This window comes from Streptomyces yongxingensis (genome assembly GCF_055597465.1).
This window is the reverse complement of record NZ_CM145717.1, coordinates 4,439,772-4,462,980: the sequence shown is the minus strand read 5'-3', so window position 1 is coordinate 4,462,980 and position 23,209 is coordinate 4,439,772. Positions and strand designations below refer to the sequence as shown.

Genomic DNA, 23,209 nt, shown 5'->3' with positions numbered 1-23,209 from the left:
GCCCATGGACCATCTCGCGACGGCCGCCCTCGGCGCGACGCTGGTGTGCGGCGCGCTGGGCGTCGTGGGCGTGCACACCTACGTACGCGGCAAGGAGCAGCAGCGCGCGCTGATCGACCGGCTGTCGGAGACCGGCCCGCTGCCGGGCACCGCCCGTGCGCGCCGCTTCTCGGGTGTCGACCGGCGGCTGCGCACCACCTCCCTGGGCCGGAAGCTGGAGCTGCGGCTGGCGGCCACGGGCCTGGAGATCACCCCGGGGGAGTTCTTCGTCTACACGGCGGGGGCGGCGGCCGGGCTGTGGCTGATCGCGGCGTCCTTCCTCGCGGCGTTCTTCGGCCCGATAGCGGCGGTGGTCGCCGTCTGGGGGTCCTTCGCGTTCCTCAACTGGCAGCGCCAGAAGCGGATAGAGCGCTTCATCAACCAACTGCCCGAGCTGTCGCGGATCCTGGCCAACGCCACCCAGGCCGGGCTGGCGCTGCGCACCGCGCTCGGCATGGCGGCGGACGAGATGGAGGCGCCGGCGGGCGAGGAGCTGGCCAAGGTCGCGGCCAAGCTGGCGGTGGGCCACTCGATCGACGACGCGCTGGAGGAACTGGCCGAGCGGCTGCCCTCCCGGGAGCTGGTGGTGCTGGTCACCACGCTGGTGCTGTCCAACCGCGCGGGCGGGACCGTGGTCAGCTCGCTGCGCAACCTCACCCAGACGCTGGAGGAGCGCAAGGAGACCCGGCGGGAGGTGCGCACCCAGCTCTCGCAGGTGACCGTCACCGCCTATGTCGTCCCGCTGCTGGGGATCGGGACGCTGCTGCTGATGAACCGGATCTCGGCCGGTTCGCTGGACCGGATGACCTCGTCCTTCTGGGGGCAGGCGGCGGTGGTCGTGGCCTTCTGCCTGTACGGGATCGGCTTCTTCCTCATCCGCCGCATGTCCAAGATCGACGTCTAGGGGTACCTCGCATGGGTTTCGGACTGCTGCTGGCGCTGGCCGCAGGGCTGTCGGTGGCGGGCATCGCCTACGGCATCGCGCTGTACCGCAGCGAGGCCAAGCTGCCCAGCGATCTGGCGGTGGCCCTGGAGGTCGGCTCCAGCCGGACGACCGTGGTCGGCTCGGCCGTCGACCGGCTGGGCATGCGCTACGCCCCGCTGGTGCTGCGGCTGATGGGCGAGAAGCGGGTGGCCCGGGTCCGCCGCCGGATCGATCTGGCGGGCAACCCGGGCGGTCTGACGGTGGACCGCTACGCGGCCCGGCGGGCGGTCTACGGGGCGCTCGGCTTCGTCGGGGCGCTGGTGATGCTGCTCAAGGGGCAAGTCCTGCTGGCGCTGCTGCTGGTGGCGTTCGGGCTGTTCTGGATCGAGGTGGGCATCTGGGCGGCGGTGCGCGAGCGCAAGGACGCGATCGAGCGGACGTTGCCGGACTTTCTGGACGTTCTGGCCGTCGTGGTGAGCGCCGGATTGAGCTTCCGTCAGGCCCTGGACCGGGTGGCCGAGAAGTATGAGGGCCCCTGGGCGGATGAACTTCGCATCACACTTCGGCAAATGGACATGGGGGTCAGCCGCCGTCAGGCGTTCGAGGAGCTACGTAAACGTAATGACTCGGAACAGGTCGCGCAGTTCGTCACCGCCCTTCAGCAGGGGGAGGAGCTGGGCGCTCCGATTGTCGAAACGTTGATCGCCATTGCGAACGACATGCGCCGTACGGACGCCCAGAACGCCCGGCGGCGCGCGGCCCGCGCGGTGCCGAAGGCGACCATGGTCATCACGACCTTCATGGTGCCCGGAACCATGGTGTTGCTCGTCGCGGGGTTCTTCATCGGCTCGGGCACCGACTTCGGCTCGGTGACCGGGGACTGACGGTCTCTTTTAGGTGAAGCTCCTTCGCGGTTGCAATTGAATGTGGGACAGTCGTCGACGGAGAACTCCTCGGTGCCGGGAGGGGGTGAGACGGATGCGCGGTCGGGGTTGGTCGTCACGTCCACGGTTCGAACGTGGTGAACGGGGAAGGCAATGCTTCCTAGGGCACTGTTCCGAGACGGCTGTTTCGGCGTACTTTGCTCGTGTCGCGAGCGACACCACGGGGGTTGAGTCGCCGGACCACAGAGGGACGGCAGCCCATGGAGGGGAACACAATGGGGAAGCGCGTCATGCGGAACGATCGGGGACAGACCTCGATCGAATACCTGGGCATCATCGCCGTGGTGGTGGCCATCGTGCTGGTCCTGTCGACCACGGACTTCGGCAGCATGATCGCAAACGCCATCTCCGACAAGATCTCACAGGTCGTCGGCATCTGACCGGTCCCGTGACAGCGCGCCGAGATCTCAGGAGCGACGCGGGGCAGGCATTTCCGATCTACATCACGGCGGTGGCGGGCCTGCTCTTCCTGGCGCTCGCCCTCTTCGCCGTCGGCCAGGCCGGAGCCACCCGCAACGGCGGACAGACCGCCGCCGACGCGGCGGCCCTCGCGGCCGCCCAGGACTACCGCGACCAGCTGCGCAAGGGATTCCTGGAGGCGATCGCGAACGGCAGCGCATGGGACGACCTGCTGGACGGACGGGGACTGGGCGGCACCAACGCCTGCGATCAGGCGCAGTGGTTCGCCGACCAGAACGGGGCGGATGTGACCGACTGCAGCGGGCCCGACTTCCTGCCGACGTCCTTCACCGTCACCGTGAAGACGCACAAGCCCGTGGGCAAGACCGTCATCCCCGGCACGGAGAGCCAGTACGGCAAGGCGACGGCCAAGGCGGTCGTCACCCCGCGCTGTACGGCCGAGCCGCCCGCCCCGCCGACCGAGCGGCCCGACGGCGGCGGCAAGGACGACGACGGTAAGGACGACGGCGAGGGCGGGGACGACGGCAAGGACGACGGCAAGGACGACAAGCCGCCCATCGACCTCCTCTGCGACGGAATCGACCTGACCATCGACCCGACGCGTCTCGATCTCTTCCCCGACGCCAAGGACCTCTTCTCCGTGCACCTGGCCGACTGACGGCCGACTGACGAGCGAACGAAGAGCAGAAGAGCAGAAGAGCAAAGGACAGCGAGCGATGAGCATTCGGCACACGACGAAGGCCCGGAGGGGGGCCGCCGCGACGGCGCTCGCCGCGGCCCTGGCCCTCGCCGTGGCCGGGTGCGGCAACGGCGACGGCGACAAGAAGCCCGACGACGCCGCGGACCGGACGTCGACCGCGGCCAAGGACGACGGCGACGGCGACGAGCAGGAGCCCGCGGCGGACTCCTCCAAGACCATCGGCGAGATGAAGGGGCCCGGCGGGGTCGTCGTCACCCTGCACTCCGCGGTGCGCGACGACGGCGGGTTCGTGACCGTCAACGCCACCGTCACCAACCACGGCAGCCGGCTCTTCAACGCGATCGACTGGCGCTCGAAGGAGACCGAGGTGAAGTCCCTCTCGTCCGTCTCCGGCGCGTCCCTGGTCGACGAGAAGGGCAAGAAGCGCTACCTCGTCCTCCGGGACACCGACGGCCAGTGCCTGTGCACCACGGGGCTCTCCGGGATCAAGCCCAATGAGAGCCGTCCGCTGTTCGCGCAGTTCCCGGCCCCGCCGAAGAGCGTCAAGGAAATCGACTTCCAGATCCCGACCATGCCGTCCGTCAGCATCACCCTCTCCGGGTGAGCCGCGCCATGACACCGCAGACGACGGCCCGCCCCGCGCGCCGCGGCCCCGTGCTGGCCGCGCTGGCCTCCACCGCGCTCCTGGTCACCCTCACCGCCCCGGCGCCGCCCGCCCACGCCGACAGCGGCCCCGGCGCGCCCGCCGACACCACCCCGCCGGTGAAGATCGACGCCAAGGACTCCGATCTGAAGATGCCCGAGGGCGCCAAGCTGGCGCCCGGCCGGGTCCTGGACATCAAGTCCGTGGTCGAGACCGACGACGGCGACGAGCGGCGGGAGGACACCAACGCCAAGGTGAAGTTCGCCCTCCAGGCCGAGGTGCTCTTCGGCAAGGACAGCGCGAAGCTGGGCGGCGACGCGCGGGCCCGGATCAAGGAGATCGCCTCCGAGGCCGAGCGGCAGAACGCCGAGAGCGTCCGCGTCTTCGGCTTCACCGACGACCTGGGCTCCGCGGGCCACGGCATCGCGCTGTCCAAGCAGCGGGCCAACGCGGTGCAGCAGGCGCTCGCCGAGGACCTGGACCCGTCCGTCAACTACGAGATCCGGGGCTACGGCGAGCAGTACCCCATCGCGGACAACGCGACCGAGGAGGGCCGCAAGCGCAACCGCCGGGTGGAGGTCAGCTTCCCCAGGACCGCTTGATCGACCGGCTGACCTGCGGTTCCTTCCCCTCCCCGCCCCTTCCCGCAACTGGGGCGAAGCCCCAGACCCCCGGACGGGGGCTCCGCTCCTTCCCGTGGCAGCGATATGCGGCTCCGCCGCGTGGTGGGGCTCCGCCCCAGACCCGGGGTCCAGGGGCGGAGCCCCTGGTATCGGGAAGGGGCGGGTAGGGGACAGCCCGCCGCAGGCGAACCGGGTGTGCGTGGCCGCTCCGCCCGATGCCGCATTATGGGTGTGTTGATCGCACCTTTCGCCGGAGTTCGTTCTGAGTACCGCCGTCGCCGAGACCCTTGCCGTCGTCCTGCTCCTCGGCGTACTGGCGTTCGCGGTGGCGCGGCCCCGGGGTCTGCCGGAAGCGGTCGCGGCCGTGCCCGCCGCCGGGATCGTGGTGGCCATCGGGGCGGTCTCGCCCGCCCGGGCCTGGGCGGAGGCCCGGGAGCTGCTGCCCGTCGTGGGCTTTCTGGCCGCCGTGCTGCTGCTGGCCCGGATGTGCGCGGACGAGGGGCTCTTCGAGGCGGCGGGGCAGGCCGTGGCGCGGGCCTGCGCGGGGCGCACCGACCGGCTCCTCGGCGGGGTGTTCGCCGTCGCGGCGACCGTCACCGCCGTGCTGAGCCTGGACGCCACCGTGGTGCTGCTCACGCCCGTGGTGTTCGCCACGGCGGCCCGGCTCGGGGCGCGGTCCCGGCCGCATGTGTACGCCTGCGCCCATCTGTCGAACTCGGCGTCCCTCCTTCTCCCGGTCTCCAACCTCACCAATCTGCTCGCCCTGGAGGCCGGCGGGGTCTCCTTCACCCGGTTCGCCGTGCTGATGGGGCCCGCCTGGCTGGTGACCATCGGCATCGAGTACCTGGTCTTCCGCCGCTTCTTCGCCGACGATCTGGCCGCCGGGACCAGTAAGCCCCCGCCCGCCGACTGGCCCCGGGTGCCGGTCTTCGCGGTGACCGTGCTGCTGCTGACCCTCGCCGGGTTCGTCGGGACCTCGCTGGCCGGCCTCGATCCCCAGTGGGCGGCCTGGGCGGGCGCCCTCGTGCTCACCGTAAGGGCGCTGCGGCGGCGCCGGACGACCGTAAGGGAGGCGATCGGCGCGGCCGGGCCGCTGTTCTGCCTGTTCGTGCTGGCGCTCGGGGTGGTGGTCCAGGCCGTGCTGGCGGGTGGCCTCCAGGAGGCGCTGGGCCAGGTGCTGCCCACCGGGGCGGGCCTGCCAGCGCTGCTCGGGATCGCGGCGGTCGCGGCGGTGCTGGCCAACCTGATCAACAATCTGCCCGCCGTGCTGGCGCTGCTGCCGATCGCCTCCGGGGCCGGCCCCGGGCCCGTGCTCGCCGTGCTGATCGGCGTCAACCTGGGCCCCAACCTGACCTACGTCGGCTCCCTGGCCACCCTGCTGTGGCGGCGCATCGTCCACCGCCATGAGCCGGAGACCGGCTCCGACCTGGGGGTGTTCACCCGCCTGGGGCTGCTGACCGCACCGGCGACCGTGGTGGCCGCGACGGCGGCGATGTGGGCGATGCTGAGGGTCACCGGAAGCTGAGGATCAGCGAAAGCCGGGCTCACCGAAAGCCGGGCTCATCGAAAGTGAGGGGCCGCCGCCGCGACGGTTCGTCGCGGGGGCGGCCCCTCACCTCACCCTGCTGTCAGGATTCGATCCAGTTGTGCGCCTGGGCGATCTCGATGACCCGCCTGCGCACCTGCTTGATCTGGTCGGCGGTCAGACTGCCGCCCACCTCGACCAGCGCCTCGGTCAGCTCCTGCCGGAACTCGGTGACCGACAGCACATCGCACATGGTGTCGTCGCCGTCCGGACCGGCGGAGGGCCGTACGACCGGCGCGGCACGCTCGACGATGCGCACCTCGGACGCCTTGGGTCCCTTGTCGCCGTACTCGGGAACGAACCGCACCTTGGACCCCGGCTGGAACAGGTGCTTCTCGTCCAGCAGGTCGTTGGCGTGCATGAAGACGTCCTCGCCACCGTCGTCCGGAGCGATGAAGCCGTAGCCGCGGAACTCGTCGAAACGCAGAATCTTGCCCGTGGTCGTCACCGTGCTACCCCTACCCCTATACCTCTACCTCGATGACCTCGACCGCGATCGAGGGTGTCCCAACCATGACCGATCGAGGGTGCCCCAACCATGGCACCGAGACGTCAGCGTACAGAAGGGAGCGGCGGCGCTGAAGGGCCGGGGGCGATCACGACGCGCACGCCCCGCCGCACGCCCCAGCGCTCCAACGCGCCCGCCTCCGCCTCCAGCACATGGCGGGACCGCAGCCGGGGCCGCCCGAGCCGCCCGGGGCGCAGGGTGTGGACGTCCAGGACGGTGAGCCGCCGGTCCAGATAGGCGACGTCGATGGCGAACCGCATCCGGAAGGTGTGCACCCCGCTCGCGGGGGTGAGCAGGAGCGCGCCGGTCAGCCCGTCCCGGCCGAGCAGCCCGCGGGCGCGGGCCCGGTAGGAGGCGGCGATGGTGAGCGGAATGCCCTCCGCGCGCCCCGCGCTGTCCGCCACGCCCCCCGGGTCCTCCTTCACACCGTCCGAGCCGCCGTCCGAGCCGCCGTCCGCGCCGTCGGCGCCGCCCACCACGCGCAGCGTCCCCGTACCGTCCCGCCAGCGGCCCATGACCCGCGCCCCCTTCGCCCGTTCCACGCCGTCCGCCCGTCCCGGCAGTGTTCCACCGGCCGGGCGCTTCCGTAGGCTCGGCCCGTGCAACCGCTGCTGATCGTGCTCGCCGCCGCGTACGGCGCGGCCGCCGGGCTGCTCGTACCGCGCCCGCTCTACCGGCTGGCCGTCGAGCCGGAGGAGCCCTGGCGCGGCGCCTGTCCGCGCGGGCACGCGCTCACCGGCCCGGCGCGCGGCTGGCTGGGCCCCGCCCGCTGCGCCGGCTGCCGGGAGGGCGAGCGGGACTACGGGACCGGCCCGGTGCTCGCCGCCGTGCTCACCGCGCTGGTGTGCGCGGGCCTGGCGGCGGCCGTCGGCCCGCGCCCGGAGCTGGCCGTGTGGCTGCTGCTGGTGCCGCTGGGGGTGCTGCTCACGGCCGTGGACCTGGCGGTCAACCGGCTGCCGGACGTCCTCACCCTGCCCATGGCGGGCGGGGCCGCGGCGCTGCTCGGCGCGGCGGCGCTGCTGCCGCACAGCGCCGGGTCCTGGCCGCGGGCGCTGCTGGGCGGCGCGGTGCTGGGCGGGGCGTATCTGGTGCTGTTCCTGATCAGCCCGAGCGGGATGGGGTTCGGCGACGTCAAGCTGGCGCTGACCCTCGGGGTCGCCCTGGGCTGGTACGGCTGGGACGTGCTCTTCGTGGGCGCCCTCGCCGGGCTGCTGCTGGGCTCCTGCTGCGCCGTGGTCCTGGTGCTGACCCGGCGGGCCGGGCGCCGGACCGCGATGGCGTTCGGTCCGTTCATGATCCTCGGGGCGGGCGCCGGACTGGTGCTGGGGGCGCTCGGCGCCGGATGACATCGGCGCGCGCAAGGCCGGCCCGCCGAGATGCATGGACATCCCCTCACGAAGCGTTATGGTGGAAGCCCCCCCTCGGGCCGGTCCGTACTCCCCCCCACGGACCGGCCCGCTCTATATTTCGGGCTTCTGGGGCCCAAAAGGGCGGCACGTATCCCACACGGTCGGCTACGAAGCGTGACCGGACGCGGTCATTCGGCCGTCTCGGTTAGCCAGTCCCCCCGCCCCGCAGTAGGGTGTCGGCCTTGGGGCGGACTGCCATGGCGAGCCATGTGAAGCACTGAGGGGCTGGAAGACGTGAAGTTGCGCGACCTGGTGTACGGGCTCTACGCACGCCGGGTGGAAGGCCGCCTCGATCACGCCCAGGTGCCCAAGCACATCGGCGTCATCCTCGACGGCAACCGCCGCTGGGCCCGCGCGGCAGGCGGCACCACCGAGCAGGGCCACAAGGCGGGCGCCAGCAAGATCCAGGAGCTGCTCGGCTGGTGCAACGAGACGGACGTCGAGGTCGTCACGCTCTGGCTGCTCTCCACCGACAACCTGGACCGCCCCGAAGAGGAGCTGGTACCGCTCCTGAGCATCATCGAGGGCGCGGTCCGCGACCTGGCCGCCGACGGCCGCTGGCGGGTGCACCACGTCGGCAACCGCGATCTGCTGCCCTCCCGCACCCAGACGGTCCTCAAGGAGGCCGAGCGGGACACCGAGCACATCGACGGAATACTGGTCAACGTGGCCGTCGGGTACGGCGGACGGCAGGAGATCGCCGACGCGGTGCGGTCACTGCTGCTGGACCACTCCACCAAGGGCACCTCCTTCGAGGAACTCGCCGAGGTCGTCGACATCGACCTCATCTCCGAACACCTGTACACCCGTGGGCAGCCCGATCCGGACCTGGTGATCCGCACCAGCGGCGAGCAGCGGCTCTCGGGCTTCATGCTGTGGCAGAGTGCCCATTCGGAGTACTACTTCTGTGAAGTTTTCTGGCCCGCCTTCCGCAAGGTCGACTTCCTCCGCGCGCTGCGCGACTACGCCGCCCGTCATCGCAGGTACGGCAACTAGTTCCGGTCCGTAGCACCGCAGTTCACCGGCCCGGGGCCGGACGCCGGCCGGCGTCCGGCCCCGGGCCGTGTAGCACGCCGGTTTCACAACGTTCATATCCGCACCGTCATATGCCGTTGCATGCCCCCGCACGTTCGAGGGAATATCCCTTCCAGGTCGACGCCCTGTCCCACCTGTCCAGTTGGGTGTCGAACTGCCAGCGGACGGCATCGGGCCGTTCGCCCGGGAGGCCCTTTGCACACGGACGACTGTGCGGATCGTGCGTATGACGCGGAGGGCCGGCGCTCGGCCCTCCCGGTGGGGCCTGAGCCCGGTCCGTTCCCCGTCTGCGGCGGGGATACCTCACTCCCGCGACGCCGTCGCACCCCAACCTCTCCCGAGGGGGTTCGTCCACCCGTGGTGACCAGCAAGAAACGCCGCGAGCACGACCGGCGCACCTATGTCCTCGACACCAGCGTCCTGCTGGCCGACCCCAATGCCATGGCCCGCTTCGACGAGCACGAAGTCGTGCTGCCGGTCGTGGTGGTCACGGAACTGGAGGCCAAGCGGCACCACCCGGAGCTCGGGTACTTCGCACGGCAGGCGCTGCGCCTGCTGGACGAGTACCGCATCCGTTACGGCCGCCTGGACGCTCCGATCCCGATCGGGGATCTGGGTGGCACCCTGCGTGTCGAGCTCAACCACTCCGACCCGGGCCTCCTCCCCGCCGCCTTCCTGAACCACGGTGGCAGGGTGGGGGACAACGACTCGCGGATCCTCGCGGTCGCCAGAAACCTCCAGGCCGAGGGGTACGACGTCACCGTCGTCTCCAAGGACCTGCCGCTGCGCATCAAGGCGTCCTCGGTGGGCCTGCTCGCCGAGGAGTACCGCGCGGAGCTGGCGATCACCGACTCGGGCTGGACGGGGATGGCGGAGCTCGCCGTCTCGGCCGAACAGGTGGACGACCTGTTCGCCGCCGAGACGGCGTACGTCCCCGAGGCGGCCGGACTGCCCGTGCACACGGGCCTGGTGCTCCAGTCCGAGCGCGGTAACGCGCTGGGCCGGGTCACGCCGGACGGGCAGGTGCGGCTGGTGCGCGGCGACCGCGAGGCGTTCGGCATCCACGGGCGCAGCGCGGAGCAGCGCATCGCCCTGGACCTGCTGCTCGACCCGGAGGTCGGCATCATCTCGATGGGCGGCCGGGCCGGTACGGGCAAGTCGGCGCTGGCGCTGTGCGCGGGGCTCGAGGCCGTGCTGGAGCGGCGTCAGCACCGCAAGGTGATGATCTTCCGCCCGCTGTACGCGGTGGGTGGCCAGGAGTTGGGCTATCTGCCCGGCACCGAGGCCGAGAAGATGAGCCCTTGGGCACAGGCGGTCTTCGACACCCTGTCCGCGGTGACCAGCGCCGAGGTGATCGAGGAGGTCGTGGGGCGCGGGATGCTGGAGGTGCTGCCGCTGACGCACATCCGCGGCCGCTCGCTCCATGACGCCTTCGTCATCGTCGACGAGGCCCAGTCGCTGGAGCGGAACGTGCTGCTGACCGTTCTGTCCCGGATCGGCGCCAACTCCCGGGTGGTGCTCACCCACGATGTGGCGCAGCGGGACAACCTCCGCGTCGGGCGGTACGACGGTGTGGTGGCGGTCGTCGAGAAGCTGAAGGGGCATCCGCTGTTCGCGCATGTCACCCTGACCCGCTCCGAGCGTTCGCCGATCGCGGCGCTGGTGACCGAAATGCTGGAGGACGGCCACATCTGAGCCGGTTGAGCCGTTTGCGACCACAGGGCGCCGCGCGGAAAGGCCAACGAGCCTAGCCGCGCGGCGTCTTGGTGCGCATGGATTTCCAGAAAACCTAGGGCGTAAACAGGATGTGAGCTTTCACACCTTGCGGGGAATTGCCTACGGGGCTCCGCGTCCGGCAGTGTGTGGGTTCTGTCAGGCCCCGCGTACGGCACACCAGTACCCCCAGCGGTACCGAGCAACAGCAGCATCAGAATTGAACAGCGTTCGCCGTACGCCGCCCGAGCACCTCGAGGATCTCCCGCGGGTGATCCCCACCGGGCCCGTGCCTCCCGTGACCAGCCGACCCCATCGAGCACCACCGGGGACGGAACAAGGGGAGGCCAGCGCCAGGGGCACGATTGCGCCCGCGAGGTCACCTAAGCGGGCGATGCTGGAAGGAAACCGAGTGAGCCGGATTTCGGTCCGGGGATTCGCAGTGGCCTCGGCCACCGCGGTCACCACTGTGGGCGCCGTCGTCGGCGTCGCCGCGGGCGGACAGCAGCAGGGCTCGTCCGACCCGATCGAGGCGACTGCCGCCGATTCGACGCTTCTCGCGGACATACCTGCCGGACAGCAGGCCGTGGCACAGACCGCATCCCTGACGCAGCAGGCGGACGTCCAGTCCACCGCGGCCGACGCGGAGGCGCGCAAGTCCGCAGAGGAAGCAGCCCGCAAGCAGGCGGCCAAGGACGCGAAGGCCAAGAAGGCCGCCGCGGACAAGGCAGCCGCCGAGAAGCTGGCCAAGGAGCGCGAGGCCAAGGAGAAGAAGAAGGAGGAGATCGCGAGCCGTTCGGCCACGCGGGACGCCTCCAGCTTCCCCCAGCAGGCTTCGTACACCGTCGCCGAGGTCCAGGCCATGGCGCGGCAGATCGTGCCGAGTGGTCAGTTCCAGTGCTTCAGCAACATCGTGGACCACGAGTCCACCTGGAACTACAAGGCCACCAACCCCTCGTCGGGTGCCTACGGTCTGGTGCAGGCGCTGCCGGCCGGCAAGATGGCCTCGGCGGGCGCCGACTGGCAGACCAACCCGGCCACCCAGATCAAGTGGGGCCTGAACTACATGAACGAGCGCTACGGCAGCCCGTGTGACGCTTGGTCGTTCTGGCAGGCCAACGGCCACTACTGAGCCGGTTCCACCGGGCCCCGCCCGGCAGCGGCCCGGCATCGAACGCTTCACGAAACCCCCGGCCCAGGTCGGGGGTTTCGCGCATCCTCAGCAGGTACCGTCTCCTTGACGGCCGAGGGGGAAACTGGGGGTAGGAAACGAGAAATGTCCAAATTGCCGGAGTGGGTCGGCAGGCTGGGAACCGGACTTACCCGGCTCGCCCACCGGCTCGAATCCCAAGAGGCCGAGATGCGGGGGCGCGAGGGCGACGGCGACGCCGGCCCGCGGACGCCACCAGGGCCCGGACCGGGGCCCGAACGGGGATCTGAACCGAGGCCCGGACCGGGGCCCGAACCATCCGAAGAACGCCCGCGGGGCGGCGCCGGGAGCGCTGAGGGCGCCGAGGGCCCGAAGAGTCCGGAGAGCCCCGACAGCCCGGAGAGCCCGGGAAGCCCCGAGGCTCCCGAGGGCGCCGCCGGGGAGGGTGCGACCGCCCGGCCGGAGCAGCCGGTCAGCGTGCCCGCCCCGCCCGCCTACGCCCCCGCCGTCTCCGCCAGGCCCGACCCGGTGGCCGCTGTGCCGTGGGGCGTCCGCGTGGCCGCCGAGGCGGCCTGGCGGCTGCTGGTGCTCGGCGGCACGGTGTGGGTGCTCATGAGAGTCATCAGCTCCGTCGAGCTGGTGGTGCTGTCCTTCACCGTCGCGATCCTCATCACCGCGCTGCTGGAGCCCACCGTGACCCGGCTGCGCCGACGCGGTGTGCCGCGCGGGCTGGCCACCGCGATCACCTTCATCTCCGGCTTCGTCATCATGGGCCTGGTCGTGTGGTTCGTGGTCTGGCAGGTCATGGAGAACATCGACGATGTCTCGGGCGAGGTCCAGGCCGGTATCGACGATCTGCGGCGCTGGCTGCTGCACAGCCCGTTCCATGTGACCGAGAAGCAGATCAACCACGTGGCCAAGAGCCTGCGCGAGGCGGTCGGTGCCAACACCGAGCAGATCACCTCGGCGGGGCTGGAGGGCGTCACGGTCGTCGTCGAGGTGCTGACGGGCATCCTGCTGACGATGTTCTGCACCCTTTTCCTGCTGTACGACGGCCCGAAGATCTGGAACTGGACCCTCAAGCTGGTCCCCGCCCAGGCCCGCGAGGGCGTGGCGGGCGCGGGCCCGCGCGCCTGGTCGACGCTGACCGCCTATGTGCGCGGCACGGTGATCGTGGCGCTGATCGACGCGATCTTCATCGGCGTGGGCCTGTTCTTCCTCGATGTGCCGATGGCCGTGCCCCTGGCCGTCTTCATCTTCCTCTTCGCCTTCATCCCGCTGGTGGGCGCGGTGGTCTCCGGCGCGCTCGCGGTGGTCGTGGCGCTGGTCACCCAGGGCGTGTTCACGGGGGCGATGGTGCTGATCGTGGTGCTCGCCGTCCAGCAGATCGAGGGCCATGTGCTCCAGCCGTTCATCCTCGGCCGGGCGGTGCGGGTCCATCCGCTGGCCGTGGTGCTCTCGGTCGCGGCCGGTTCGCTGATCGGTGGCATCGGCGGCGCGGTGGTGGCCGTTCCGCTGGTGGCGGTCGCCAATACGGTGGTCGTCTACTTGCGCGGCTACAGCCAGGAGAACGCCCTGCGCGCCGTCCCGGGTCCGCACGGCGCCACCGCCTCCGGTACGGCCCCCACCGGGCCGCCGGGCCTGCCGCCCGGGGAGGGCGGAGCCCGATAGGGACCGATGAACGCACGCCGAAGGGCGCCCCACCGATCGGTGGGGCGCCCTTCGGGTCTCTACGTGCTCTGCGTGACCGAGGTCAGCCGCCCGCGGCCAGGACGCCCTCGGCGTCCAGGGTGGCGCCGACCGCCTGCAGCACGGCGGCGATCTTGAAGGCTTCCTGGATCGTCTCGCGGTCCACGCCCGCCTTGCGGAGCACCTGCTCATGCGAGTCGAGGCACATTCCGCAGCCGTTGATCGCGGACACGGCCAGCGACCACAGCTCGAAGTCGACCTTCTCCACGCCCGGGTTGCCGATGACGTTCATCCGCAGCCCCGCGCGCAGGTTGCCGTACTCCGGGTCGGACAGCAGGTGCCGGGTCCGGTAGTAGACGTTGTTCATCGCCATGATAGCGGCCGCCGACTTGGCGGCGGTGTACGCCTCCGGCGACAGATTGGCCTTGGCCTCCGGCTCAAGCTCGGTCAGCACCCGCGCCGAACGCGAGGCGATCGCGCAGGCCAGCACGGTGCCCCACAGCTGCTGCCGCGGAAGCTCCGAGTTGCCGATCACCGAACCGAGGTTCAGCTTGAGGTCCTTGGCGTAGTCCGGCAGCGCGGACTTCAACTCATCGAGTGCCATGGTGAATCAGCTCACTCTCCGGCGAGGAGGGCCACCGGGTCCAGGGTGTCCTCGCCCTTGCTCCAGTTGCAGGGGCAGAGCTCGTCGGTCTGCAGGGCGTCCAGCACCCGCAGGACCTCCTTGGGGTTACGGCCCACGGAACCGGCCGTCACCATGGTGAACTGGATCTCGTTGTTCTGGTCCACGATGAACACGGCGCGCTGCGCGAAGCCGTCCTCGCCCTCGATGCCGAGGGCGCGCATCAGCTCGTGCTTGGGGTCGGCCAGCATCGGGAAGGGCAGGTCACGCAGGTCGGCGTGGTCCTTGCGCCAGGCGTGGTGAACGAACTCGGAGTCGCCGGAGAAGCCCAGGATCTGGGCGTCACGGTCGGCGAACTCGTCGTTCAGCTTGCCGAAGGCCGCGATCTCGGTCGGGCACACGAAAGTGAAGTCTTTCGGCCACGCGAAAACGATCTTCCACTTGCCCTCGTAGGTCTTGTGGTTGATCTGCTCGAACTCCTTGCCGCTCTCCAGCGACACGCAGGCGGTCAGGTCGTACTCGGGGAACTTGTCACCAACGGTGAGCACGTGCACTCCTTGCAGCTTTCGCGTAGGAAAGACCCAGTCGCCCGGGTTTTCCTGGGGTTGGACGGTCCTACCTTGGCACAGAGTGCATTGATCAGTGAAATAGCTACACTCGGTGGGGTTGATTGGAGGTGGCTATCAGTGGCCGCGTCACCCACACCGTCGGGCAAACCGCGCCAGCCGAGCATTTCCCAGCTCAGGGCCTTCGTCGCGGTCGCGGAGCAGCTGCACTTCCGCGATGCCGCGGCCGCCATCGGGATGAGCCAGCCCGCGCTCTCGGGCGCCGTCGCCGCGCTCGAGGAGACACTCGGTGTCCAGTTGCTCGAGCGTACGACGCGTAAGGTGCTGCTCAGTCCGGCGGGGGAGCGGCTGGCGGTCCGTGCACGCGTCGTGCTCGAAGCGGTCGGGGAGCTGCTGGAGGAGGCCGAGGCGGCGCGGGCGCCCTTCACCGGCGTTCTGCGGCTCGGGGTGATTCCCACCGTGGCGCCGTATCTGCTGCCGATCGTGCTGCGGCTGGTGCATGAGCGCTACCCCCGGCTCGATCTCCAGGTGCACGAGGAGCAGACCGCCTCGCTGCTGGAGGGGCTGGCCCACGGCCGCCTGGATCTGCTGCTGCTCGCGGTGCCGCTCGGCGCGCCCGGGGTGGTCGAAATGCCGCTGTTCGAAGAGGATTTCGTGCTCGTGACACCGCGGGACCACTGGCTGGGCGGACGCGATGACATCCCCCGCGAGGCGCTCAAGGAGCTGGATCTGCTGCTGCTCGACGAGGGCCACTGCCTGCGCGACCAGGCCCTGGACATCTGCCGTGAGGCGGGCCGCACCGAGGGCACCCCGGTGACCACCAGCGCCGCCGGACTCTCCACCCTCGTCCAGTTGGTCGCGGGCGGGCTCGGGGTGACGCTGCTGCCGCGCACCGCGCTCCGGGTGGAGACCGCGCGCAACGACCATCTGGCCACCGGCGACTTCGCCGATCCGGCGCCCGCCCGCCGGATAGCCCTGGCCATGCGGGCGGGCGCGGCGCGCACGGAGGAGTTCGAGGCGTTCGCGGAGGCCCTGCGGGAGGCGCTGCGGCCGCTGCCGGTACGGGTCGCCGGGACCTCCTGAACGCGTCATCGGGGGCCGGTCCGCCCCGAACATGCCACCGGGGGCCGTTCCCGCGGGTGGGAACGGCCCCCGATGGCGGCAGAGGGCTACCAGGGCAGAGGGATCTACTCCGTCCGCAGCCCCTCCGGCCGCATCATCCGCCACAGCGGCGGCAGGCTGACCAGGGTCACCAGCAGGATGACCCCGCCGCCGACGCCGGTCATGGTGGCGAGCCCGGTCCAGTCCACGGCCAGTGGCTGGCCGACCATCTTCAGCAGCATCACGCCCAGCGCCAGCCCGCCCGCGATCGACAGCGCCAGGCCCAGCACCACCGGGACCGCGGTCTGCCACAGCACGGACCAGCTCAGCGTGGTGCGCCGGGTGCCGAAGGCCACCAGGACGGACAGCAGCCGCTTGCGCTCGCGGAGCTGCTCCAGGGTGGTCACGATCATGCTGGCCCCGATGAGCAGCAGGGTCGCGGTGGCGCCGATGAACAGGGCCTTGCGGATGACCTGGAACTCATCCGACTGCGAGGTGCTGCTGAGCCGCATGACATCCATCGCCGGGGAGAGCGTCACGCTGGTGTTGCGCACATACTCGACCCCGTCCGGGACCTTCGAATCCAGCCGGATCATGGCCGCCGCTCGGGGGCCCGGCAGGTCGGCGATGTCGAAGGCGCCGGGGGTGGCGAAGATGCCGGTGCGTTCGCTTCCGGTCGGGTCCTGCCGGGGCTTCACCTTCGTGGCCGAGCGGGGAATGGTCCACAGCTTCTTCTGGCGCAGGTCCGGCTCACCATTGTCGTGGTAGGCGAGGTTGACCTGGGCGCCCGGTTTGGCGAAGCCCTCCTCTTCCCCGTAGTAGCTGGGCGAGTCGACGAGGAAGACATCGCCGTTCTCGCAGCTGGTGATGCGGACCACCTCGCGGAGCGTGGGGCAGTCGGCGACGGTGATGGCCTCTTCCGGGACCGACGTCGGGTCGTCCTTGCTGCGGCGCACATCGGAGACGTAGTCCTCGGTGACACCGAGCAGATCGCGCACGCCCTTGGTCGCGCGGTACCGCGCGAAGGCGTCGCGGGCCTGGTCGCCGTCGCTCACCGGGACGTTCGCTATCAGCTGGGCGCGGTGCGGGTCCTGGCCGGTGTCCTCGCGGTCCTGGGCCCCCACGCTGGCGAAGAGCATCTGGAGCGCGATGGCCCCGGCGACGGCGACCGTGATGCCGCTGACCGCGCGCGAGGCGGTGCCGCTGCTGAGCTGGAGCCGGCGGGTGGCGAGCTGCCAGGGCACGGAGCCCCTGCCGCCGAACCGTTCCACCACGGCCTCGACGACCCAGGGCAGCAGCGCGGTGATGCCGATGAGCAGCAGGACGGCACCGGCCGCGGCCTGGTACGCCTTCATGTTGCCACCGCCGCCGCTGCCGGCCCCGAAGCCACCCGCGAGCGGCAGCAGCAGGGCCATGCCCAGCAGCGGCAGCAGCAGCCGCCACCACAGGCGCCGGCGCTTGGGTTTGGCGTTCCGGACCACGCCCAGCGGCTCGATGGCGATACCGCGCAGGGCGATCAGTGTGACCATGACGGCCGAGGCGGGCACGGCCGCCGCGATCACCAGGACGAGCGGGGCGCTCGGCACGATGTCGGAGGTGAAGAAGCTGATGTCCCAGATCTCAATGCTGCCGATGATCTCCCGCGCCAGCAGGAACAATCCGGTGCCGACGGCGAGCCCGAGGAGCGAGCCGAACAGCGACTCACCGGCGGCGATCCGCCGGGTCATATGGATGTCCGCGCCGACCAGTCGCAGCGCGGCCAGCCGCCGGTCCCGTCGCTCACCGCCGAAGCGGGCCGCGGTGGCGATGAAGATGAGCACCGGCAGCAGCAGCACCACACAGCCCACGATGATCAGCAGCAGCAGCGCGGGGTCCAGGGGTTCGTCCTTGCCCTGCTTCTCCGTGCCCCAGTGGTCGATGTGGTACTGGGAGTTGACGTGGCCGAACGCCTTCTGGGAGATCCCCGCGTAGTAGGTGAGTTCGGCCGGGCCGGACAGGCCGCTGTCGCCGATCACCCCGATGGTGCGGTACGGGAACCGATCCCGGAGCAGCTTCCCCTCGTCGGAGTCGAGCAGGTCCTTCAGCGCCGGGGACACCCACATCTCACCGGCGGCCGGTATCCGGTCGATGCCCGGCGGCACGGGCGGGGTGCCCTTGCCGTCGGGGGCCATGACCATGCCGTTGATGTCCTGGTCGCGATAGGTGGTGCCCGCGTTGGCGAGGCGTAGCGTGTCGGGGCCGGGCTTCACCTCGTCGCCGAAGCTCAGCGCGGAGCGCGCGTCGCCCCGCTCGTTGCGCTGCTGGTACATGGTGGGGACGGAGGAGGCCAGCAGCAGCAGCGCCACCCCCAGGCCGACACCCACCGCCGTCATGATCGTCCTGGCCCAGCTCTCCCGGCCGCCGGTGACCGCGAACCGGCCGCCCATGGCCAGATCGGCGGCCCAGCGGGCCACGGAGACGCGGGCGCGCGGCTCCTCGGCCGGGGCGTCCGGGGCGCCCGGGGCGTCCTGGCCGCTCATCGGACCCCTGCCATGTCCCGGGCCTTGCCGTCGCGGACGACGACCTCGCGGTCGGAGTAGGCGGCGACCCGGGCCTCATGGGTGACCAGCACCACGGCGGTACGGGACTCCCGGGCGGCCTCGGTCAGCAGCTCCATCACCCGCTCCCCGTTGAGCGAGTCCAGCGCGCCGGTCGGCTCGTCGGCGAACAGCACCCGCGGCCCGGTGACCAGCGACCGGGCGACGGCGACCCGCTGCCCCTGACCGCCGGAGACCTCACCGGGCCGCTTGTGCGCCACATCGGCGACCTCCAGCCGCTCCATCCAGGCCGCCGCCCGGGTCTCGGCCTCCTTGCGCTTGGTGCCGTTCAGCCGCAGCGGCAGCGCGACGTTCTCCACACAGCTCAACTCGGGGACGAGCTGGCCGAACTGGAAGACGAAGCCGAACTCGCCGCGGCGCAGCCCGCTGCGCTCGGCGTCCGACATGGCGGTCAGCTCACGCCCGTTGTAGTGGACGGAGCCGGAGTCCGGCTTCACGATCCCGGCCAGGCAGTGGAGCAGCGTCGACTTGCCCGAGCCGGAGGGGCCCATGACCGCGACGACCTCGCCGGGGTGGATGGAGAACTCCGCACCGTCCAGGGCGGGGGTGTGACCGTACGTCTTGTGCAGGGACGTGGCGATCAGCAAGGAGCCTGCCGGGGTCATGAACGCACCGCCTTGGCGAGTTGGCCGAGGCGGGCGGCGGTGAGCTCCAGCCAGCGCAGATCGGCCTCGAGATGGAAGAGGGCGTGGTCGCAGATGAGTTGGTCGCTGAGGTCGCCGCCGCGCTTGCGCTGGGTCAAGTCGCGCATCAGCCGCAGATGTTCGGCGCGCTGGACATCCAGCAGATCGGCCGCGTCCCGCCCGGTGAGCAGGGCGATGACGACCTTGGTGTAGAGGACCGACTGGAGGTACGGCTCGGGCTTCTCGGGCTGGGTGAGCCAGTGCTCCACATCGGTGATGCCCGCGTCGGTGATGGCGTAGCGCTTGCGCTCCGGGCCACCGCCGTGCTCGATGCCGTCGACCTCCACCAGGCCGTTCTTCAGAAGCCTGGACATGGTCGAGTAGACCTGCCCGTAGTGCAGCGGGCGGTCGTGTCCGAATCTTTCGTCGAAGGCTCGCTTGAGGTCATAGCCGTGGCGCGGGCCGCCCTCGAGGAGTCCGAGCAGGGTGTGGCCAATTGACATGCCCCGAACTCTACACCATGCGTATACCTGGAGTGTATAGCTGCGCTGTGGCATGCGTTACCGCAGGTCAGAGAGGTGTGGCGGGGGTCAGGGCCGGTGCGGCTCGCGGCCGGTGCCCTCCGGGCCCTCGGTGGGGTCCGTACCCTCGGTGCCCTCGGCGGGGCGCCGCGGCGGGCGGCCCCGGCGCGGGATCGGGCGCGCCGCGCCGGGCAGCCGGCCCGCGTCCGCGAGCGCCTTGCGCAGCAGGAACTCGATCTGCGCGTTGGCGCTGCGCAGTTCGTCGTTGGCCCAGCGCGCGAGGGCGTCATGGACGGCCGGGTCGAGCCGCAGCAGCATCTGCTTGCGCTGCCGCGGCTGCCGTGCCTTCCGCTCGCTCCCGTCCGTCACTGGTACAGCGTGCCGGTGTTCAGAACGGGCTGCGGGGAGCGGTCCCCGCAGAGCACCACCATCAGATTGCTGACCATCGCGGCCTTGCGCTCCTCGTCCAGCGCCACGATCTCCTCCTCGGCGATCCGGGCCAGCGCCGCCTCGACCATGCCGACCGCGCCGTCCACGATCTGCCGGCGCGCGGCCACCACCGCGCCCGCCTGCTGGCGCTGGAGCATCGCGGAGGCGATCTCCGGGGCGTAGGCGAGGTGGGTGAAGCGGGATTCGATGATGCGCACCCCGGCCGCCTCGACCCGGGCGTGCAGTTCGATCGCGAGCTTCTCGGTGATCTCCTCGGCGTTGCCGCGCAGCGAGAGTGCGCCCTCCTCGTGGGCGTCGTACGGGTACTCGATGGCGATGTGGCGCACCGCGGCCTCGGTCTGGGTGGCGACGAACTCCAGGAAGTCGTCCACCTCGAACATCGCCTGGGCGGTGTCCTCGACCTTCCAGACGACGACCGCGGCGAGCTCGATCGGGTTGCCGTAGGCGTCGTTGACCTTGAGCACCGCGGTCTCGTGGTTGCGCACCCGGGTGGAGATCTTCTCCCGGCTGGTGAGCGGGTTCACCCAGCGCAGCCCGTCGGTGCGGATGGTGCCGCGGTAGCGGCCGAAGAGCTGGACCACCCGGGCCTCGCCGGGCGCGATGGTGTTGAGGCCGCACATGGTGAGGATCGCGGCGAGGATCACCACGATGCCGGAGACGATCAGCAGCGTGGACCAGGCGCCCTTGTGCTCGGCGGCGACGGCGGCGCCCGCGAGGATCAGCCCGACGCCGCCCGCGAGTCCGGCCAGGCCCCCGAGCAGGGCCAGCCCGCCGCTGACGTTGTGCGCGGGCCGCTCCCGGACCCGGGGCTCCGGGAGGGACGGTATGTCGACCTGGTCGGTGAGGGGGACGGTTGAGGTGGTGTGGGACATGAGGGCTCCCCGTTCCATTCGGTGGTCGGTCTAGCAAAGTGATAGCACATTACGAGTCGCTGGCAACCCTCGGCGCCCGTAAGTCGTCAGTTCCCTTGGAGTGGGTGCTTTTTGTCACCTTCGGAAAAAGCGAGATCGATGCGCATTTGAGGGTTGTTGCGGTGTTAGTTTCATGAGCTGGCCTGGGGGGCTTACGGACTGGAGCGGCGGGAGCGATGGGTAGAGCGGAAGAGCGACGCGCGCGGCAGAAGAGCGCTCGCAGAGCCAAGCGGGCGGCGAAGACGGGGGGCATACGCCGCTTCTTCACCTGGAAGTGGCTGCTGGGGTACGTCCTGGGGCTTGGCGTGCTGCTCGTCGGGGCGTTCTTCGTCCTCTATCTGTTGGTCGAGGTTCCGCCCGCCAACGCCGCGGCCAAGGCCGAGGCCAACATCTACAAGTACAGCGACGGCACGATCATGGCGAAGACGGGTGACGTCAACCGTGAGTCCGTACCGCTGTCCAAGATCCCCAAGAAGGTGCAGCACACCTTTGTCGCCGCCGAGAACAAGGACTTCTACGGCGACTCCGGCGTCTCGTTCACCGGCACCGCCCGCGGTCTGATCAACACCGCGCTGGGCCGGGGCAAGCAGGGTGGTTCGACCATCACCCAGCAGTACGTCAAGAACTACTACCTGAGCCAGGAACAGACCGTCAGCCGCAAGCTGAAGGAGCTGGTGATCTCGCTCAAGGTCGACCAGCAGAAGTCCAAGGACTACATCCTCGCGGGCTACATCAACACCAGCTACTACGGCCGCGGCGCCTACGGTATCCAGGCCGCCGCCCGCGCGTATTACGACAAGGACGTCGAGGACCTCTCCGTCGCGCAGGGCGCCTATCTGGCGTCGGTGCTCCAGGCGCCCAGCCAGTACGACTGGGCGGCGGCGGGCCCCAAGGGCAAGAAGCTGGTGAAGGCCCGCTGGAACTACGTCCTGGACAACATGGTCGAGAAGGACTGGCTGTCCAAGAGCGAGCGCGAGGGTATGAAGTTCGATGTCCCCGTCCCACCGCGCCCCATCCCCGGACGCGACGGCCAGGCGGGCTATCTCATCGACGCCGCCAACAAGGAGCTGATCAAGGCCGGGGTCTCGGAGAACGAGATCGAGGCCGGCGGCTGGACGATCACCCTCAACATCGACAAGAAGAAGCAGAAGGCGCTGGAGAAGGCGGTCCGCACCGAGCTGACGGACAAGCTGGACCCCAAGAAGCGCAAGGTCGACAAGTACGCCCAGGTCGGCGCGGTTTCGGTGGATCCGGAGTCCGGCGGTGTGGTGGCGATGTACGGAGGCACGGGCTACACCGAGCACTACTACAACAACGCCACCCGCGAGGACTACCAGCCCGCCTCCACCTTCAAGCCGCTGATCCTGGCCGCGGGGCTGGAGAACGGCTCCACCACGCAGGACGGCACCCCGATCACGGCGAGCACCATCTACGACGGCACCAGCAAGCGGCCGGTCAAGGGTTCGATCACCGGCTTCGCCCCGCCGAACGAGGACAACAAGTCCTACGGCCCCATCTCCGTCCAGAAGGCCATGAACAACTCCGTCAACTCCGTCTTCGCGCAGATGGCGGTGGACGTGGGCCTGGACAAGGTGAAGAACACCGCCATCGACCTCGGAATGAACAAGGACGCGGGCGGCTTCGACGTACGCCCTGCGATGTCGCTGGGCGTGATGGGCGCCAGCCCGCGCGACATGGCCGGGGTCTACGCGACCCTCGACAACCACGGCAAGAAGGTCACCCCGGCGATCGTGAAGTCCGCCGAGAAGGGCGATGAGCGGCCGGAGTTGCCCGATCCCACCAACGGCCAGGCGATCAGCCGTGGCGCCGCCGACTCCGTGACCTCCGTCCTCACCGGGGTGGTCGACGACGGCACCGGCCAGGCGGTGCGGCAGCAGGGCCAGGCGGTCGCGGGCAAGACCGGCACCTCGGACGACAACAAGTCGGCCTGGTTCTCCGGCTACACCCCCGACCTGGTGACCTCCGTCGGGATGTTCGGCGAGGGCGAGAAGAAGCAGGTCTCGCTCAGGGGCACCGCGGGCGGCGGCCGCGTCAACGGCGGTGACTTCCCGGCCAAGATCTGGGCCGCGTACACCGAGTCCGCGCTGAGCGGGGAGAAGGCGTCGAAGTTCGACCTGGACACCGACATGGGGGCGGCGGTCAAGCCGCCCCCGTCGCCGAGTACGAGCGCCACCTCGGAGTCGCCGTCGTCCAGCCCGTCCTCGTCCCCGTCGAACAGCGAGTCGCCCTCCTCGTCCCCGTCGTCCAGCCCGTCGTCCAGCGCCTCGTCCAGCGCCTCGTCGTCGGCATCGCCCTCGGGCGACGCCGACTCCCCGAGCCCGCCCGACCCGTCGAGCTCGGCCTCGGGCGACGCCGACGGCGGTGGCGTCCTCCGCCGACAACAGCAGTGACGGTACGGGGCGGGCGTGCTGCTC

23 protein-coding genes are annotated in these 23,209 nt (G+C 70.5%); 14 read left to right on the top strand and 9 right to left on the bottom strand.

Annotation, left to right across the window (positions count from 1 at the left end):
- The first annotated feature begins 4 nt into the window (after positions 1-4).
- From ACZ6TD_RS18760 to ACZ6TD_RS18730, 7 genes are all read left to right on the top strand, one after another.
- Positions 5-943: a type II secretion system F family protein gene (locus tag ACZ6TD_RS18760; protein WP_210950827.1), complete on the top strand. Its 939-nt coding sequence runs from the start codon at positions 5-7 to the stop codon at positions 941-943.
- A gap of 11 nt (positions 944-954) precedes the next feature.
- Complete coding sequence (locus ACZ6TD_RS18755; protein WP_471355407.1) at positions 955-1,848, top strand: DUF5936 domain-containing protein; 894 nt, start codon at positions 955-957, stop codon at positions 1,846-1,848.
- A 290-nt stretch (positions 1,849-2,138) separates the two neighbouring features.
- A complete protein-coding gene (locus ACZ6TD_RS18750; protein ID WP_162496074.1) occupies positions 2,139-2,288 on the top strand; it encodes a hypothetical protein in 150 nt (49 codons plus the stop codon).
- 8 nt (positions 2,289-2,296) lie between these two features.
- On the top strand, positions 2,297-2,986 hold the full coding sequence (locus ACZ6TD_RS18745) for a pilus assembly protein TadG-related protein (protein ID WP_471355404.1): 690 nt from the start codon (positions 2,297-2,299) through the stop codon (positions 2,984-2,986).
- 58 nt (positions 2,987-3,044) lie between these two features.
- A complete protein-coding gene (locus ACZ6TD_RS18740; RefSeq protein ID WP_471355402.1) occupies positions 3,045-3,632 on the top strand; it encodes a hypothetical protein in 588 nt (195 codons plus the stop codon).
- An 8-nt stretch (positions 3,633-3,640) separates the two neighbouring features.
- Positions 3,641-4,273, top strand: coding sequence for an OmpA family protein (locus ACZ6TD_RS18735; RefSeq protein ID WP_471355400.1), 633 nt, complete (start codon positions 3,641-3,643; stop codon positions 4,271-4,273).
- A 283-nt stretch (positions 4,274-4,556) separates the two neighbouring features.
- Complete coding sequence (locus ACZ6TD_RS18730) at positions 4,557-5,819, top strand: SLC13 family permease (protein WP_471357846.1); 1,263 nt, start codon at positions 4,557-4,559, stop codon at positions 5,817-5,819.
- A gap of 103 nt (positions 5,820-5,922) precedes the next feature.
- Here ACZ6TD_RS18730 and ACZ6TD_RS18725 read toward each other — a convergent pair whose 3' ends face one another.
- Both ACZ6TD_RS18725 and ACZ6TD_RS18720 read right to left on the bottom strand, forming a co-directional pair.
- Positions 5,923-6,327 carry a cold shock domain-containing protein gene (locus tag ACZ6TD_RS18725; RefSeq protein WP_470004438.1) on the bottom strand — a complete coding sequence of 135 codons (405 nt, stop codon included), beginning with the start codon at positions 6,325-6,327 and terminating at the stop codon, positions 5,923-5,925.
- 104 nt (positions 6,328-6,431) lie between these two features.
- Positions 6,432-6,902: a DUF192 domain-containing protein gene (locus tag ACZ6TD_RS18720; RefSeq protein WP_471357843.1), complete on the bottom strand. Its 471-nt coding sequence runs from the start codon at positions 6,900-6,902 to the stop codon at positions 6,432-6,434.
- Between the two features lie 84 nt (positions 6,903-6,986).
- Here ACZ6TD_RS18720 and ACZ6TD_RS18715 point away from each other — a divergent pair, with 84 nt between their 5' ends.
- The 5 genes from ACZ6TD_RS18715 (at position 6,987) to ACZ6TD_RS18695 (ending at position 13,365) form a co-directional block, all read left to right on the top strand.
- Positions 6,987-7,733: a prepilin peptidase gene (locus tag ACZ6TD_RS18715; RefSeq protein ID WP_471355398.1), complete on the top strand. Its 747-nt coding sequence runs from the start codon at positions 6,987-6,989 to the stop codon at positions 7,731-7,733.
- 297 nt (positions 7,734-8,030) lie between these two features.
- Positions 8,031-8,792 carry an isoprenyl transferase gene (locus ACZ6TD_RS18710; RefSeq protein ID WP_471355396.1) on the top strand — a complete coding sequence of 254 codons (762 nt, stop codon included), beginning with the start codon at positions 8,031-8,033 and terminating at the stop codon, positions 8,790-8,792.
- A 396-nt stretch (positions 8,793-9,188) separates the two neighbouring features.
- Positions 9,189-10,526 carry a PhoH family protein gene (locus ACZ6TD_RS18705; RefSeq protein ID WP_471355394.1) on the top strand — a complete coding sequence of 446 codons (1,338 nt, stop codon included), beginning with the start codon at positions 9,189-9,191 and terminating at the stop codon, positions 10,524-10,526.
- Between the two features lie 430 nt (positions 10,527-10,956).
- On the top strand, positions 10,957-11,676 hold the full coding sequence (locus tag ACZ6TD_RS18700) for an aggregation-promoting factor C-terminal-like domain-containing protein (RefSeq protein ID WP_471355392.1): 720 nt from the start codon (positions 10,957-10,959) through the stop codon (positions 11,674-11,676).
- 144 nt (positions 11,677-11,820) lie between these two features.
- Positions 11,821-13,365 carry an AI-2E family transporter gene (locus ACZ6TD_RS18695; protein ID WP_471355390.1) on the top strand — a complete coding sequence of 515 codons (1,545 nt, stop codon included), beginning with the start codon at positions 11,821-11,823 and terminating at the stop codon, positions 13,363-13,365.
- Positions 13,366-13,447: 82 nt separating this feature from the next.
- On the opposite strand, the gene ACZ6TD_RS18690 is transcribed toward ACZ6TD_RS18695, so the two are convergent.
- The gene (locus ACZ6TD_RS18690) at positions 13,448-13,987 is read right to left on the bottom strand and encodes an alkyl hydroperoxide reductase (RefSeq protein WP_471355387.1); all 540 of its coding nucleotides are present in this window, start codon (positions 13,985-13,987) and stop codon (positions 13,448-13,450) included.
- Between the two features lie 11 nt (positions 13,988-13,998).
- Entirely contained in the window at positions 13,999-14,553 is a 555-nt protein-coding gene (locus ACZ6TD_RS18685; RefSeq protein WP_471355385.1) for a peroxiredoxin, read from the bottom strand.
- Positions 14,554-14,691: 138 nt separating this feature from the next.
- Here ACZ6TD_RS18685 and ACZ6TD_RS18680 point away from each other — a divergent pair, with 138 nt between their 5' ends.
- A complete protein-coding gene (locus ACZ6TD_RS18680) occupies positions 14,692-15,654 on the top strand; it encodes a hydrogen peroxide-inducible genes activator (RefSeq protein ID WP_471355382.1) in 963 nt (320 codons plus the stop codon).
- A gap of 104 nt (positions 15,655-15,758) precedes the next feature.
- Here ACZ6TD_RS18680 and ACZ6TD_RS18675 read toward each other — a convergent pair whose 3' ends face one another.
- From ACZ6TD_RS18675 to ACZ6TD_RS18655, 5 genes are all read right to left on the bottom strand, one after another.
- Positions 15,759-18,191, bottom strand: coding sequence for an ABC transporter permease (locus ACZ6TD_RS18675; protein WP_471355379.1), 2,433 nt, complete (start codon positions 18,189-18,191; stop codon positions 15,759-15,761).
- Positions 18,188-18,874 carry an ABC transporter ATP-binding protein gene (locus tag ACZ6TD_RS18670; protein WP_471355376.1) on the bottom strand — a complete coding sequence of 229 codons (687 nt, stop codon included), beginning with the start codon at positions 18,872-18,874 and terminating at the stop codon, positions 18,188-18,190. The genes ACZ6TD_RS18675 and ACZ6TD_RS18670 overlap by 4 nt, the downstream gene beginning before the upstream one ends.
- Positions 18,871-19,395, bottom strand: coding sequence for a PadR family transcriptional regulator (locus tag ACZ6TD_RS18665; protein WP_137979351.1), 525 nt, complete (start codon positions 19,393-19,395; stop codon positions 18,871-18,873). Before ACZ6TD_RS18665 ends, ACZ6TD_RS18670 begins: the two co-directional genes overlap by 4 nt.
- A gap of 87 nt (positions 19,396-19,482) precedes the next feature.
- Entirely contained in the window at positions 19,483-19,782 is a 300-nt protein-coding gene (locus ACZ6TD_RS18660; RefSeq protein WP_471355373.1) for a type II toxin-antitoxin system antitoxin, read from the bottom strand.
- A complete protein-coding gene (locus ACZ6TD_RS18655; RefSeq protein ID WP_471355371.1) occupies positions 19,779-20,735 on the bottom strand; it encodes an SPFH domain-containing protein in 957 nt (318 codons plus the stop codon). The genes ACZ6TD_RS18660 and ACZ6TD_RS18655 overlap by 4 nt, the downstream gene beginning before the upstream one ends.
- A gap of 215 nt (positions 20,736-20,950) precedes the next feature.
- Here ACZ6TD_RS18655 and ACZ6TD_RS18650 point away from each other — a divergent pair, with 215 nt between their 5' ends.
- A complete protein-coding gene (locus ACZ6TD_RS18650; protein ID WP_471355368.1) occupies positions 20,951-23,185 on the top strand; it encodes a transglycosylase domain-containing protein in 2,235 nt (744 codons plus the stop codon).
- Positions 23,186-23,209: the final 24 nt, after the last annotated feature.